This is a genomic window from Serratia sp. G204Y (assembly GCF_051172435.1).
Lineage (GTDB): Bacteria > Pseudomonadota > Gammaproteobacteria > Enterobacterales > Enterobacteriaceae > Serratia > Serratia sarumanii.
Genome location: NZ_JBPIZA010000010.1, coordinates 15,154 through 29,239 on the forward strand (window position 1 = coordinate 15,154; position 14,086 = coordinate 29,239).

The 14,086-nt window shown below is 61.9% G+C and carries 11 protein-coding genes and 1 pseudogene; 5 read left to right on the top strand and 7 right to left on the bottom strand.

Annotated elements, in window-relative coordinates; genetic code table 11:
• Positions 1 to 49 precede the first annotated feature (49 nt).
• The 4 genes from gshB to ACSBQQ_RS23910 all read right to left on the bottom strand — a co-directional run bounded on the left by gshB (position 50) and on the right by ACSBQQ_RS23910 (position 3,121).
• Entirely contained in the window at positions 50 to 1,000 is a 951-nt protein-coding gene (gene gshB / locus ACSBQQ_RS23895; RefSeq protein ID WP_039567211.1) for a glutathione synthase, read from the bottom strand.
• A 10-nt stretch (positions 1,001 to 1,010) separates the two neighbouring features.
• Positions 1,011 to 1,742, bottom strand: a complete 732-nt coding sequence (rsmE, locus tag ACSBQQ_RS23900; protein WP_033635938.1) for a 16S rRNA (uracil(1498)-N(3))-methyltransferase — start codon at positions 1,740 to 1,742, stop codon at positions 1,011 to 1,013.
• 69 nt (positions 1,743 to 1,811) lie between these two features.
• Positions 1,812 to 2,507, bottom strand: coding sequence for a deoxyribonuclease I (endA, locus tag ACSBQQ_RS23905; protein ID WP_033649591.1), 696 nt, complete (start codon positions 2,505 to 2,507; stop codon positions 1,812 to 1,814).
• 101 nt (positions 2,508 to 2,608) lie between these two features.
• Complete coding sequence (locus ACSBQQ_RS23910; RefSeq protein ID WP_060429432.1) at positions 2,609 to 3,121, bottom strand: SprT family zinc-dependent metalloprotease; 513 nt, start codon at positions 3,119 to 3,121, stop codon at positions 2,609 to 2,611.
• Between the two features lie 348 nt (positions 3,122 to 3,469).
• Here ACSBQQ_RS23910 and fumA point away from each other — a divergent pair, with 348 nt between their 5' ends.
• Both fumA and ACSBQQ_RS23920 read left to right on the top strand, forming a co-directional pair.
• Positions 3,470 to 5,116 (top strand): class I fumarate hydratase FumA, encoded by a 1,647-nt coding sequence (gene fumA / locus ACSBQQ_RS23915; protein WP_033649593.1) that lies wholly within the window; start codon positions 3,470 to 3,472, stop codon positions 5,114 to 5,116.
• Positions 5,117 to 5,266: 150 nt separating this feature from the next.
• Complete coding sequence (locus ACSBQQ_RS23920) at positions 5,267 to 6,133, top strand: helix-turn-helix domain-containing protein (RefSeq protein WP_039567215.1); 867 nt, start codon at positions 5,267 to 5,269, stop codon at positions 6,131 to 6,133.
• Here the strand turns inward: ACSBQQ_RS23920 and ACSBQQ_RS23925 are convergent.
• Both ACSBQQ_RS23925 and ACSBQQ_RS23930 read right to left on the bottom strand, forming a co-directional pair.
• Positions 6,057 to 7,116 (bottom strand): annotated as a pseudogene (locus tag ACSBQQ_RS23925) (XdhC family protein). The gene ACSBQQ_RS23920 and the pseudogene ACSBQQ_RS23925 sit on opposite strands and share 77 nt — an antisense overlap.
• A gap of 8 nt (positions 7,117 to 7,124) precedes the next feature.
• Positions 7,125 to 7,709, bottom strand: a complete 585-nt coding sequence (locus tag ACSBQQ_RS23930; protein WP_060427024.1) for a nucleotidyltransferase family protein — start codon at positions 7,707 to 7,709, stop codon at positions 7,125 to 7,127.
• 208 nt (positions 7,710 to 7,917) lie between these two features.
• Here ACSBQQ_RS23930 and ACSBQQ_RS23935 point away from each other — a divergent pair, with 208 nt between their 5' ends.
• From ACSBQQ_RS23935 to ACSBQQ_RS23945, 3 genes are read left to right on the top strand one after another with little or no spacing between them, the layout of a single operon-like run.
• Entirely contained in the window at positions 7,918 to 10,707 is a 2,790-nt protein-coding gene (locus tag ACSBQQ_RS23935) for a xanthine dehydrogenase family protein molybdopterin-binding subunit (protein WP_033649597.1), read from the top strand.
• On the top strand, positions 10,704 to 11,258 hold the full coding sequence (locus ACSBQQ_RS23940; protein WP_033635931.1) for a (2Fe-2S)-binding protein: 555 nt from the start codon (positions 10,704 to 10,706) through the stop codon (positions 11,256 to 11,258). The genes ACSBQQ_RS23935 and ACSBQQ_RS23940 overlap by 4 nt, the downstream gene beginning before the upstream one ends.
• Complete coding sequence (locus ACSBQQ_RS23945; RefSeq protein ID WP_060429431.1) at positions 11,255 to 12,490, top strand: cytochrome c; 1,236 nt, start codon at positions 11,255 to 11,257, stop codon at positions 12,488 to 12,490. The genes ACSBQQ_RS23940 and ACSBQQ_RS23945 overlap by 4 nt, the downstream gene beginning before the upstream one ends.
• A gap of 63 nt (positions 12,491 to 12,553) precedes the next feature.
• Here the strand turns inward: ACSBQQ_RS23945 and ACSBQQ_RS23950 are convergent, their stop codons facing one another.
• The gene (locus ACSBQQ_RS23950) at positions 12,554 to 13,930 is read right to left on the bottom strand and encodes an amino acid permease (RefSeq protein ID WP_033635929.1); all 1,377 of its coding nucleotides are present in this window, start codon (positions 13,928 to 13,930) and stop codon (positions 12,554 to 12,556) included.
• Positions 13,931 to 14,086 lie beyond the last annotated feature (156 nt).

Sequence of the window (14,086 nt, forward strand, 5' to 3'; positions counted from 1 at the left end):
TGGCGGGCGCGATACAGGATAGCGGGCGGCAGGCCGCCCGCATGGCGCATTACTTCGCCGCCAGGCGCTTTTCAATCGCGTCCATCAGCATGCCGGTAATCGAGATCGGGAATGCCGCCTCAATTTCGCGCGCGCAGGTTGGGCTGGTCACGTTGATTTCGGTCAGGCGATCGCCGATCACGTCCAGGCCGACGAAGATCAGCCCTTTCTCTTTCAGCGTCGGGGCGACGGTGCGGGCGATTTTCCAGTCGCTCTCGCTCAGCGGGCGCGCTTCGCCACGGCCGCCGGCCGCCAGGTTGCCGCGGGTCTCGCCCTGCGCCGGAATGCGCGCCAGGCAGTAAGGCACCGGCTCGCCGTCGACGACCAGAATGCGTTTGTCGCCGTCCTTGATCGCCGGCAGGAAGTTCTGCGCCATGCAGAAACGGCTGCCGTGTTCGGTCAGGGTTTCGATGATCACCGACAGGTTAGGATCGTCCTGCTTCACGCGGAAGATAGACGCGCCGCCCATGCCGTCCAGCGGCTTCAGGATGACGTCGCCGTGCTGCTGGTGGAATTTGCGGATGTGCGCGGCGCTGCGACTGACCAGCGTGTCCGGCGTCAGTTCCGGGAACCAGGCGGTGAAGAGCTTCTCGTTGCAGTCGCGCAGGCTTTGCGGCTTGTTGACCACCAGCGTGCCTTTGACTTCGGCGCGCTCCAGAATGTAGGTCGCGTAGATGTATTCGGTATCGAACGGCGGATCCTTGCGCATCAGGATCACGTCCAGATCGTGCAGCGCCAGATCCTGCTCGCTGCCGAAGCTGAACCAGTTCTCCTTGTCTTCCTTCACGCTCAGCAGGCGGGTGCGGGCGCGCCCGTCACCGGCGTGCAGATAGAGATCGTTCATCTCCATGTAGTGCAATTCGTAACCGCGGCGCTGCGCTTCGAGCAGCATGGCGAAGCTGGTGTCTTTCTTGATGTTGATGGAATCGATAGGGTCCATCACGATGCCGAGCTTAATCATCTTTTCTCCTTTAACCCAGGTCGCCGAAGCGGACCTGCAGAGCGGTAATGGCGGTGAGCGCTGTGGTTTCGGTACGCAGCACGCGTGGCCCCAGCAGAATATCAGTAAATCCGTGGTTGGTGGTCATGGCGATTTCGTCGGCGGACAAACCGCCTTCCGGGCCGATCAGCAGGCGGACGCGGTCTACCGGCTGCGGCAGCGTGTTGATGCTGTGGCTGGCGCGCGGATGCAGGTTGAGCTTCAGGCTGCCGTCCTGCTCGGCGCACCAGGCTTCCAGCGACATCGCCTCGCGGATTTCGGGAATGCGGTTACGGCCGCACTGTTCGCAGGCGGCGATGGCGATCTTTTGCCATTGCTGGATTTTCTTCGCCAGACGCTCGCCGTCCAGTTTGACGCCGCAGCGCTCGGAAAACAGCGGGGTAATGACGTTGACGCCCAGCTCGATGGATTTCTGAATGGTGAACTCCATCTTCTCGCCGCGCGAGATCACCTGGCCCAGATGCAGGTTGAGCGGCGATTCGATGTCATCCACGCGGCCGTCGCCGAGGCGCACCAGCACGCTCTTTTTGTCCACCCGAACTATCTCGGCGTCGAACACCTGGTTGCTGCCGTCGAACAGCTGCAGCGCCTGGCCGGCGCTCATGCGCAGCACGCGGCCGACGTGGTTGGCGGCGTCCTCGCTGAGGGCGATCTCCGCCCGATCGGTCAACGGCTGCGGATGGTAAATGCGGGGTATGCGCATGGGTAGTCTGATCCTGACGAAACGGCGCCGTGGGTTGGCGGCGCCATGAAAGATAAAGGCTATAGTAGGTTAGCTTTTCCGCTGCTGACAAGCCTGTTGAATATAGGGGTTGTGGTTGCCCTGCACCTTGGCGATACGTGCTTCACGCTGACATTCCCATTGGCTCACCGGATATTGCCGGTTCCACACCTCGAACAGCTGGGTTTGCTGGCGTGACAGCCGCAGCTGGTAGCGATCGCGCATGTAGAAGTAGGTGCGGGCGATGGCGCCGCGGGCGCGGGCGGGCGGCTCCGCCTGTTTATTCTTGAAGTCCACCTTCATCGGGCATTGCCCGTACTGGCCGGCGCCGCCGTTCCATTGGCTGTACATGAAATTATTGCGGTCGCCGTTCACTTCGCCGATCGCCGGCTGCAGGTTGTGCAGATCGGTTTCTATCTGGCGATAGGTGGCGTCCTTGTTGCAGTTTTTGCGCCCGCCGTCCTGCCAGCACTGCAGCTGGTGGCCGAACTGCCAGGCCGGCACCACGTGTTCCCACTCGATACGCTGCGCGCGCTGGGCGTTTTTACGCACCTGATAGCCGCAGCCGGCGAGATCCGGGATGCCCTTCTTGCCTTGCCAGTCGATGCGGCAGCCGCAGTAAAAACTGCCCGGCGCATCCTGGTTAATCTTGGCCGCCGCCGCCTTGGCCTGAGAAAAGTTATTGATGCCGTGCGCCTGTACGGCGCCTGCGGCGAAAACCGCGATAAACAAAATTCTGCGAAGCATATTCCAAAACAGCTCAAAATTGGAAAAGCAGGCAGGGTAACGGAACTTGCCGGCAGTGGCAAATGGCGATATTTGCTTGTTTTAACGTATAAATCGTTTAACTAAAGGTTCTCGTTAGCGAGAAATTTCAGTTTTTCGCCACACCGGCGGCAGCGGTATTCGCTTTCGCCGCGCAGCACGCGATTATGGCGGCGGATGGTGAGCTGGTGCTGCCCGCAGCCGCAGCGATAGGGGAAGGTTTTGCTTTGCACCGAGGCGGTTTCGAAGCGGTGGGTGCGGCTGGCGGGGGTCAGCAGCACGTTTTCCATCATCCAGCGCCATTCGCGGCCGTGCGGCGCCACCCGGCCGAATTGGCGAAACACCAGCAGGTGCGCCAACTCGTGCGGCACCACTTCATCGATAAACGGCTGTTGGTTTTCCAGCAGCAGCACCGGATTCAGGCGGATTTCCCAGCTTTGCAGCCAGGCGGTGCCCGCGCTGGTGCCGCGTTGCTGATAGACGATGCTGGGTTCGGGGAACTCGACGGCAAAATGCCGGCGGGCCAGCTGCAGCTTTTCTCGCAGGCAGCGCATTACCGCTTGTTGCAGCGCGATGGGGATTCTCGGTTTGTTCATTGCGGCCTAGCTTAAGCAATGGCGCGGCGGCTGACAATACGCCCCGCGTAAATCGCATCCGGCGCTTTTTCGCCATATTGATAAGACGATCGCCGCCGATGGATTGTAATCAATGTGTTAACTGCGGGATAATAAAGCGTGCATGATGAGCCTGTACCCGCAGTTCTCACCGAGCAAGGTTGAAACGCCGCCTGTGGTAATCCCTTACGCAAAGAGCGGTTATTTTGCGATTTGGCGCAATAACTGACTGATTAAAAATAGTAAGGTGGAGGCAGTTTTTTGACAAGGCGCCGAGCCGTGCGCCGCAAGTGTGAATTTAACGCAGCTGATGTTGCAAGTGAGAGATCAATGTCGAATAAACCGTTCCACTATCAAGATCCGTTCCCGCTGAAGAAAGACGATACCGAATACTACCTGCTGAGCCGCGACCACGTTTCCGTGAGCGAATTTGAAGGCCAGGAAATTCTGAAAGTTGCCCCTGAAGCGTTAACCCTGCTTGCCCAGCATGCGTTCCACGACGCCTCGTTCATGCTGCGTCCGGCGCACCAGCAGCAGGTGGCCGATATCCTCAAAGATCCGGACGCCAGTGAAAACGACAAGTACGTTGCGCTGCAATTTCTGCGTAACTCAGAAATCGCCGCCAAGGGTATTTTACCGACCTGCCAGGACACCGGCACGGCGATCATCGTCGGCAAAAAGGGCCAGCGCGTCTGGACCGGCGGCGGCGATGAAGCCGCGCTGTCGCGCGGGGTGTACAACACCTACATCCAAGAGAATTTGCGCTATTCGCAGAACGCCGCGCTGGATATGTACAAAGAGGTCAACACCGGCAGCAACCTGCCGGCGCAGATCGATCTCTACAGCGTGGACGGTGAAGAGTATAAGTTCCTGTGCATCGCCAAGGGAGGCGGTTCCGCCAACAAAACCTATCTGTATCAGGAAACCAAGGCGCTGCTGTCGCCGGGCAAACTGAAAAATTACCTGGTCGACAAGATGCGCACGCTGGGCACCGCGGCTTGCCCGCCGTACCACGTGGCGTTCGTCATCGGCGGCACCTCGGCGGAAGCGACGCTGAAAACCGTCAAGCTGGCTTCGACCAAGTATTACGATGGTCTGCCGACCGAAGGCAACGAGCATGGCCAGGCGTTCCGCGATCTGGAACTTGAAGCGGAATTGCTGCAAGAAGCGCAGAACCTGGGCCTGGGCGCGCAGTTCGGCGGAAAATACTTCGCGCACGATATCCGCGTGGTGCGCCTGCCGCGCCACGGCGCGTCGTGCCCGGTCGGCATGGGCGTCTCCTGCTCCGCGGATCGCAACATCAAAGGCAAAATCAACCGCGACGGCATCTGGCTGGAAAAACTGGAGCACAATCCGGGGAAATTCATTCCTCAGGAGCTGCGCCAGGCCGGGGAGGGCGAGGCGATCAAGGTCGATCTCAACCGTCCGATGGCCGAGATCCTCAAACAGCTGTCGCAGTACCCGGTTTCCACCCGCCTGTCGCTGAGCGGCACCATCATCGTCGGCCGCGATATCGCGCACGCCAAGCTGAAAGAACGCCTGGATCGCGGTGAAGGCCTGCCGCAGTACGTCAAGGATCACCCGATCTACTACGCCGGCCCGGCCAAAACGCCGGAAGGCTATGCGTCCGGTTCGTTGGGGCCAACCACCGCCGGGCGTATGGACTCCTACGTCGATCTGCTGCAATCCCACGGCGGCAGCATGATCATGCTGGCGAAAGGCAACCGCAGCCAGCAGGTAACGGATGCCTGCCATAAGCACGGCGGTTTCTATCTCGGCAGCATCGGCGGCCCGGCGGCGGTGCTGGCGCAGCAGAGCATCAAGAGCCTGGAGTGCGTGGAGTACCCTGAGCTGGGCATGGAAGCGATCTGGAAAATCGAGGTGGAAGATTTCCCGGCGTTTATCTTGGTGGATGACAAAGGCAATGACTTCTTCCAGAAGATCCAGGCCGGCCAGTGCTCCAGCTGCCTGAAATAAGCGCGGCACCCTTCGCCGCCTGCGGGCGGTGAAGGGGATTGTGTAAAGTCCTGTAGCCTGCTGGACGGCGAGTTTTAACCTGTATACCCTACGCGGACAGCACTAAAATTCGACTAATGGAATATCGGCAACAGAAGGCTCGGCAAGCACATGAGTACGCAGGAAAGTCATATCAAGGAATTGCTGGTCTGGATTGAGGATAATCTGACCAATCCGCTGTCGTTGGATATCGTTTCCGCCAAGTCAGGCTATACGAAATGGTATCTGCAGCGCATGTTCAAGAAGCAGACCGGATTATCGTTAGCTTCGTATATCCGCGCTCGCCGCCTCTATCTCGCCGCCTTCGCCTTGCGTTTCACGCAGAAGAGCATCCTCGATATCTCGGTCGAATACCAATTCGATAACCAGCAGACGTTCTCGCGCTGTTTCAAGAAACACTTCGCCGAATCGCCCAGCGTCTATCGCCATGCCCGCAAGCAGGACTTCAGCAATCTGGTGCGTTCGCTGGCGGCCAGCCAGCCGGGCGATATTCAGGTCGAACGCGTCAGCATCGCCAGCGGGCAATACGCCTTTCACGGCAAGCAGTACGCTTATCACCTGGATATCGAGAAGCTGGACAAGTCGCACCTGCCGCAGCGCAGCGCGCTGCGGGCGCAGTTCTATACCTTATTGGGCGAGCGCCCGATGCAAACCTATTCGTTTACTCAACTGGTGCCGGACGGCGAGCGGGTCAGGGTCGATTATACCCTGGGCGTGACGACGGAATACCCGCTGCGCGAAGGCGTGGTGCTGGAGCCGCTGCCGGAGATCCACGGCGAGTTTTGCCGTTTTCGCTATTCCGGCAAGCCGGTGGCGCTCAATGACCACATCATTCAAATCTACACGCAGGTGCTGCCCGAAATGGGGCTGGCCCGCGGTGACGGGCCGGACATTACGGTGTTCAGCTATTCGCTGAGCGGGAAAGAGGAGCTGCATCTGGAGCTGCAGCATCTGGTGCCGGTGGTGCCGCTGCATTGAGCCCGTCGGCGGCCGGCGGCCGGCAGCCGGTTTTTTTGCTGCACGATCGCCGCCATCACCGCCAGGGCGATCTCCGCCGGGGTTTTGCTGCCCAGCGGCAGGCCGATCGGCGCATGGATGCGTTCCAGCTCCTGCGGGGTGAATTCGGCAATCTGCTGCAAACGCTGGCGCCGCCGCGCGCTGTTTCTGAGCGAGCCCATGGCGCCGATGTAAAACGCCGGGGTGTGGATCGCTTCCATCAGCGTCAGGTCGTCCATGCGCGGATCGTGGGTCAGCGCCACGACGGCGGTATTGGCGTGGCAACCCCCTTCCTCAATGAATTTGGCCGGAAACTGACGCAGCAACGTCACGCCCGGTTTCAGCTCGGCGGCAAAGTTATCCAGCGCCTCCGGGCGGTTCTCGCACACCAGCACCTCAAACCCCAACGCCACGGCGAAATCGGCGCAGTACAGCGCCACGCTGGACAGCCCGGCGATCAGCAGGCGTGGCGCGGCCGCGATGTGCAGGGTGATCTGCTCAAGCCGGCGTTCGACCTGGGTGGCGCTGGTGAAGTGGCTCTGCTCGAGGCTGTGGCAGGCGTTGGGCAGCGTCAGGCGTTTGATCAACGCGTGATGCCCTTCCAGCGCGCCGGCGATGCGCCGCAGGTAAGCGATGCTGGCTTCACTCGCCGGCAGGTATTCGATCAGCACGTCCAGCACGCCGCCGCAGGGCAGCGCCACGTTGGGCGTCATGCCGCCTTCGCCGTACCGGATCACCTGGCTGGCCGCCTGATACTCCCCGGCGGCCACGCGGCGCAAAAAATCCTCCTCCACGCAGCCGCCCGACAGCGAGCCGCTGTAGCGGCCATCGCGGGTCGCCGCCATCAGCGCGCCCGGCGAGCGCGGCGAAGAGCCGTAGGTGCTGAGCACGGTACATAACCAGACCGGCTGTTGCTGCAGCCAGCTTATCGCCTGGCTGACTACGGTGACGTCAAGATGTTGCATAGGTGAATTTACTCGCTGGCCGGGAGTTGCGATGGAAGATCAATATCCTGCACGACGCCGGGTTGCTCAAGCGGCAGCAGGTGCACTGCCGCGCCTTGCAGCAGTTCACGCGCGCCATTATCGCCGCGCAGTTGGCAAAGTGGTTTGCGCAATAGAGCGGAAAAGCCGACCGGATGACCGGGCTGTTGCGCATAGCAGGGGCGCACGATCGCGTGCTGCCGTAAGGCATCCGCCACCTGCCGGAAAACATCGGCGCCGACGAACGGCATATCGGCCAGGTGAATCAGCCAGCCCTGCCAGTGCGGCGTGGCCGCAACGCCCGCGGCGATCGAGTCGCCGAGGCCCGCGCTGGCGAGCAGGGTGACCGGCACCTGGTTGGCGGCGCAGGCGGCCAGCACCGGCAGATTATCCGGCCGGGTCACCACCTGTACCGGCAGGCCGGAGGCCAGCGCCTGGTGCAGGGTGTGTTCGAACAGCGATCGCCGCTCGCCCGCCGCATCGGCAAATCCGGCGTTCAATTTGTTGCCCCGGCCGCCGGCCTGAATAAAGCGCTCCCCGCGTCCGGCGGCGGTAATGACAATGCCCGTGGTCATGGTTGAAGTCCGCGTTTGCGCAAATTATTTATTAGCCTACAAACTACCTGTGTTTTGTAAATGTTTTTTTGTTGAAAACAGCCTGTTAATCATCACATAATTTTAGTTATAAGCATATGCTTATGACGTCTACGGCAAGGTCGTCAGCGTTTGCGCAACAACACCGCGAACAAAAACCAATTACAAGAAAGACGTGAAGGACTTATTTATGAGCAATTTCAACCCGTCGCGGCGCCGCTTTATCAAAGGCGCCGTGATTGCGGGGGTGTCCGTGTACCTCGCGCCCCTGTACAGCCGCGCCTACGCCGCGCTGTTCGAGCAAAAAATCCTCCAGTCACCCAACTGGGATCCGCAGACCAAACGCGTCCGTTTCCGTATCGACGGCCGCGCCAAGGTCATGGGGCAGAAGGTGTTCGCGCGCGATATCCGCGCGGTGGACATGCCGCACTGGCCGCAGAAACAGGCGCACGCCTTCATTCTTCGCGTCACTAAAGCCGACCGGCTGTTCGAGGGCGTCGATCTGTCGCTGCTGGGGGACGACCTGCAGCCGGATCGCCTGGTGACGGCGGAAGATCTGGCGCGCGACGGCCTGGCCTTCCCGGCGTTCTACGGCGACGACATGCTGCTGCCGAGCGGCAAAACCCCGGCCTATCTCGGCCAGGCGGTGGCGATACTGATCTATCACGACTTCGCCCGTTTCCGCTTCGCCAAGGACAAGCTGAAATTCCGTGAGGAAACCATCAAATACGGCGCGGTCACCGGCCCGCTGGAGCGCGATCCCTGGGGCAGCTTCCGCTATGTGCGGGTGGGGGGCGATCAACCGTTCGACGACGATCGCTTCTCCAGCCTGAAGGACACGCCGATCTTCCCGGTGTCGATGAAAAAACACCTGCCGGTGTGGCCGGAAGGGCGCGAGGGCGGCAAGCTGGATCAGGAAGGCATGCGCTATGCGGGCCTGATCGCCGACGAGATGGCCAATCCGCCGGCCGATTGGCTGGTGATGTCGCGCCGCTACACCACGCAGTCGATCGACACCTCGGCGCTGGAGCCGGACAACGCCAACGGCTGGTTCGACGCCGAGACGCAAACGCTGCATCTGGTGGTGCCGACCCAGTCGCCGCAGGAAGTGGCCGACGAGATGCCGCGCATGCTGGCCAAGCGCAATCCACCGGTGAAACAGCTGATCCTGCACCCGTGCTACACCGTGGGCTACGGCTCGAAAGATCACTACAACTTCCCGTATTACGGCGCGGTGGCGGCGATGTACGGCGACGGCTACCCGGTGCGCCTGGCCAACGACCGCTTCGAGCAGTTCCAGACGGCGCTGAAGCGCCACGCGTTCGACATGAATTACCGCATCGCGGTGAATAAGCAGACCGGCGTCATGCAGTCGTTCCTCGGCGACATGACCGCGGACGGCGGCGGCCGCAGCAACTTTACCCCTTCGGTGGTGATGGTCGGCGCGACCGCCGCCCAGTCGATTTACTACTTCCCGAAAAGCGATCTGTCGTCGGTCGGACTGGCCTCACGCGCCATCGACGCCGGCTCGGCGCGCGGTTACGGCACGCTGCAGAGCATGGCCGCCACCGAGATGATGGTGGATGAGCTGGCCGCCGAGCTGAAGATCGACCCGATCGAGTTCCGCCTGCGCAACGTGCTGAAATCCGGCATGAAAAACACCCAGGGGGCGATCCCGGCCGGTGCGATCCGCGCCGATGAAGTGCTGGAGAAGGCGGCGAAGCATGAGATGTGGCTCAAGCGCGCCGAACGCAAGGCCGAGTTTGAGAGCCGCCATCCCGGCAAGCGCTATGGCGTTGGCTTCGGCTGCGTGCAGAAAGACTTCGGCACCGGGGCGGAAACCTCGTTCGCCCGGGTGGAGCTGAGCGAAGACGGCCGCATCACGCTGCATCACAGCGGCGCGGAGATGGGCACCGGCATGTCGACCTCGCAGTCGGTGCTGTGCGCGCAGTGGCTGGGCAAACCGGCCGACGAAGCGCATTTCTCGGTCACTGACTGGTCGGTGCTGCCGATGGTCACCAGCGGCGATCCCTACCTGATGTCGCAGGAGGAGCAGGACAAGCTGCAAACCAACCCTAACTGGACGCCGAGCTACTGTTCGCCGTCCAGCGCCAGCAACTCGGCCTATTACTTCTCGCACAGCACCCGCGAAGCGGCGCGCCTGATCTTCGATCACGGCCTGTGGCCGGCGGCGATGGCGCTGTGGCAGGCCGGCATCGGCGGCGGCCAGGCGGCGCCGCTGGTAGTGCGGCGTGAAGATGCGCGTTGGGTCGAGGGCGGCCTGACGGCGGCGGGCATGTCGGTGCTGAGCCTCGAGCTGCTGGCCAAGACGGCCTATCAGATGGGCGGCGTCACCGGCGCGGCGGTGCACGTCTTCAACCGCTGGCAGTGGGCGGAGGCCGATTTCACGCTGAACGGCAAAAGCGAACGCCTGCCGATCGACGGCATGGCGCTGCGCAACGCCGGCGGCGAATTCAAACCGCTGGCGCGTGGGCAGGTCTACTACCCGCCAACCCAGCGTAACAATGCGGCGGTCACCTACTACAGCGCCGTCGGCACGCTGGCGGAAGTGGCGGTGGATATCGCCACCGGCCAGGTGGAATTGCTGAATCACCATTCGATCATGGAGTGCGGCAACCTGATCGTGCCGGAACTGGTTTCCGGCCAGCTGCAGGGCGGGCTGGCGATGGGGATCGGCCATGCGCTGCACGAATATTTACCGCTGTACGAAGACGGGCCGGGCAACGGCACCTGGAACTTCAACCGTTACCACCTGCCGCGCGCCAGCGACGTGGCGGTGTGGAAGCAGAGCGGCGACATCCTGCCGGCGCTGTCGGAAACCGATCCGCCGAAAGGCATGGCGGAGGTGGTGATGATCCCGATTGTGGCCGCGCTGGTCAACGCCATCGCCGACGCCACCGGCCACCGTTTCCGTGATTTGCCCGTTCGTGCAGAAAATATTCGTGAGGTATTACAATGAGCATTAAAACCCAGCCGATCTCCCTGACCATCAACCAGAAGCAATACGGCCCAATCGAGGTGCCGGAAGGCCTGATGATGATCGATTTCCTGCACGAATACCTTGACCTGACCGGCTCGCGCCTCGGCTGCGGGCAGGGCATTTGCCACGCCTGCGTGGCAATCGTCGATCACCCGAGCGGCACCAGTGAAGAGGTGCGCACCTGCATCACCGGCGCGCATTTCTTCAACGGCAAGAAAGTGCGTACCGTCGAAGGCCACGCCAGGGTGGACGAGCAGGGCGAGGTGGTTGAACTGTCGCCGATCCAGCAGGCGTTTCTGGAGCACTACAGCTTCCAGTGCGGCTATTGCACGCCGGGCTTCGTCAATGCCGCCACCATTTTCGTGGAAAAGCTCAAGCGTGAACCTATCGCTCGCGAGCAGCTGGAAAGCGCCATCGAGCAGGCGCTGGACAGCCACATCTGCCGCTGCACCGGCTATGTGCGCTACTACGAAGCGGTGCGCGACGTGGTGCTGAAAACGCCGGGCCTGCTCAAGGAGACGGCGCAATGAAAAAACGTCTCGCAGTATTGATTTTGCTGGTGGCGATCGTGGTGATTGCGCTGCTGTGGTGGCGGGAAAACCGCCGTTACGACGGCCCGGTGCAGCAGGTGACCGCCAGCGCCGAACAGATCGCCCGCGGCCGCTATCTGGCGCAGGCCGCCGACTGCGCCGCCTGTCATACCGCCAGCGGCGGGGCGCCGCTGGCCGGCGGCTATCCGCTGGAAACGCCGTTCGGCACGATTTACGGCAGCAATCTGACGCCGTCGGCCGACCACGGCATCGGGCGCTGGACCAGGGACGACTTCTTCCTGGCGCTGACGCAGGGCGTGGCGCCGGGCGGGCGGCACCTGTACCCGGCGATGCCTTACACCTCGTACAAGGGCATGTCACGTCAGGACGCCGACGACATCTACGCTTACCTGATGACGCGCCCGGCGGTGGACGTGGCCATCCCGGCCAACGAGATGCCGTTCCCGTTCAACCAGCGCATGGCGCTGATCGGCTGGAACCTGCTGTTCCGCAGCCAGGATCCGCTGCCGGCCAGTTCGCAGGGCAGCTCGCCGCAATGGCAGCGCGGCCGCTATCTGGCCGACGTGCTGGGCCACTGTGGCGAATGCCACACGCCGCGCGGCGCGCTGGGGCAGATGGATCTCGCCAAGCCGATGCAGGGCGGCGATCTCGGCCGCTTCATGGCGCCGGACATTACGCCGCACGGCCTGGCGCAGCGCGGCTGGACGCCGCAGGACATCAGCCGCTTCCTCAGCACCGGCCTCGCGCCGCAGGGTTCCGCCTTCAGCGAGATGCACATGGTGGTGGATCTCAGCACCCGGCATTTAACGCCGGAAGACCATCAGGCGCTGGCGCTGTATCTGATGGGCGAGCAGCCGCCGGCGGCGGTGCCGGTGAAAATGGGCCAGGGCAGCGATGCCGGGCGCATGGCCTATCTGGATCAGTGCGCCGGCTGCCACGCCCGCGAAGGCGAGGGCAAACCGCACGTCGCACCGGCGATGCGCGATAACGCCACGCTGCGCCAGGTGGACGGCAAGAACCTGATCGTGTCGGTGCTGGACGGCCTGCCGGCTCAGCAGTTCCCGAACGGCGAAAGCATGCAGAGCATGCCGGGCTTCGGCGAACGGCTGAGCGATGCCGACGTGGCGGAGCTGGTGAATTATCTGCGCGTGACCTGGGGCGGCTTGCCGGCGGACATCACCGCCGAACAGGTGAAAGCGTTGCGCAAGTAAGCGGCGTTCAGGCGAAAAAAATGGCCCGCATCAGCGGGCCATTTTATTGCGCGGTCACGGGGTTCAACGGCTGGTGACGCCGTCGACGCGTTGGCTGCGCTGTTTGATGGCGTAACCGACGGCCAGGATCGCCACCCACACCGGGATAAGCAGCACCGAGATTTGAATGCCCGGCGTCAGGTACATGATCACCAGGATGCCGGCCATGAACAGCAGGCACAGGTAGTTGCTGAACGGGTACCAGAACGCTTTGAACTTCGGCACCACACCTTCGCGATTTTTAGCGGCGCGGAACTTCAGGTGCGCCAGGCTGATCATCGCCCAGTTGATCACCAGCGCCGATACCACCAACGCCATCAACAGTTCGAAGGCGCGGCCCGGGATCAGGTAGTTAATCAGCACGCACAGCGCGGTGGCGAGGGCGGAAATGCCGATGGCCACCACCGGCACGCCGCGGCCGTCGACCTTCAACAGGCTTTTCGGGCCGTTGCCCTGCTGCGCCAGGCCGTACAGCATGCGGCTGTTGCAGTAGACGCAGCTGTTGTACACCGACAGCGCGGCGGTGAGCACCACGATGTTCAGCACGGTCGCCACCAGGTTGCTGTTCAGCGCGTGGAAGATCAGCACGAACGGGCTGCCGCCTTCGACCACTTTGCCCCAAGGGTACAGCGACAGCAGAATGGCCAGCGAACCGATATAGAAGATCAGAATGCGGTAGATCACCTGATTGGTGGCTTTCGGAATGCTCTTTTGCGGGTCGTCGGCTTCGGCGGCGGTGATGCCGACCAGCTCGAGGCCGCCGAAGGAGAACATGATCACCGCCATCGCCATCACCAGGCCCATGACGCCGTTCGGGAAGAACCCGCCCTGCGCCCACAGGTTGGTGACGGTGGCTTCCGGGCCGCCCATGCCGCTGAACAGCAGGTAGGCGCCGAACACGATCATGCCGATAATTGCCACCACCTTGATGATGGCAAACCAGAACTCCATCTCGCCGTAAACTTTCACGTTGGCCAGGTTGATGGCGTTGATCGCCAGGAAGAATACCGCGGCGGAAACCCAGGTGGGGATCTCCGGCCACCAGTACTGCACGTAGATGCCGACCGCGGTCAGTTCCGCCATCGCCACCAGGACATACAGCACCCAGTAGTTCCAGCCGGAGGCGAAGCCGGCGAAGTTGCCCCAGTATTTGTAGGCGAAGTGGCTGAAGGAACCGGCAACCGGCTCTTCCACCACCATCTCCCCCAGCTGGCGCATGATCAGAAACGCGATGAAGCCGCCAATGGCGTAGCCGAGAAGCACTGACGGGCCGGCCATTTTTATTGTTTGAGCGATACCGAGAAATAACCCGGTGCCGATTGCGCCACCTAAGGCGATGAGCTGAATATGGCGGTTTTTCAGGCCGCGTTTCAGCTGGTCACCATGCTGTTGACCATCCATCAATCAAACCCTCTGTCGTTGTGAATGCCCACATGCCTGTAAAGCAGTGGTTACGATGTGTGTTTTGTTTTATTTACGGCGTTATAGCTATTAATTCCACGGCGCCGCTACCGTTTGGCAGAGAATAATGTTATGTGCGTCGGTTTGCACCTGCTT

Excerpts from the sequence above, each read along its gene's own strand:
- gshB (WP_039567211.1), bottom strand. The coding sequence starts at position 1,000 with ATGATTAAGCTCGGCATCGTGATGGACCCTATCGATTCCATCAACATC.
- rsmE (WP_033635938.1), bottom strand. The coding sequence starts at position 1,742 with ATGCGCATACCCCGCATTTACCATCCGCAGCCGTTGACCGATCGGGCG.
- endA (WP_033649591.1), bottom strand. The coding sequence starts at position 2,507 with ATGCTTCGCAGAATTTTGTTTATCGCGGTTTTCGCCGCAGGCGCCGTA.
- ACSBQQ_RS23910 (WP_060429432.1), bottom strand. The coding sequence starts at position 3,121 with ATGAACAAACCGAGAATCCCCATCGCGCTGCAACAAGCGGTAATGCGC.
- fumA (WP_033649593.1), top strand. The coding sequence starts at position 3,470 with ATGTCGAATAAACCGTTCCACTATCAAGATCCGTTCCCGCTGAAGAAA.
- ACSBQQ_RS23920 (WP_039567215.1), top strand. The coding sequence starts at position 5,267 with ATGAGTACGCAGGAAAGTCATATCAAGGAATTGCTGGTCTGGATTGAG.
- ACSBQQ_RS23930 (WP_060427024.1), bottom strand. The coding sequence starts at position 7,709 with ATGACCACGGGCATTGTCATTACCGCCGCCGGACGCGGGGAGCGCTTT.
- ACSBQQ_RS23935 (WP_033649597.1), top strand. The coding sequence starts at position 7,918 with ATGAGCAATTTCAACCCGTCGCGGCGCCGCTTTATCAAAGGCGCCGTG.
- ACSBQQ_RS23940 (WP_033635931.1), top strand. The coding sequence starts at position 10,704 with ATGAGCATTAAAACCCAGCCGATCTCCCTGACCATCAACCAGAAGCAA.
- ACSBQQ_RS23945 (WP_060429431.1), top strand. The coding sequence starts at position 11,255 with ATGAAAAAACGTCTCGCAGTATTGATTTTGCTGGTGGCGATCGTGGTG.
- ACSBQQ_RS23950 (WP_033635929.1), bottom strand. The coding sequence starts at position 13,930 with ATGGATGGTCAACAGCATGGTGACCAGCTGAAACGCGGCCTGAAAAAC.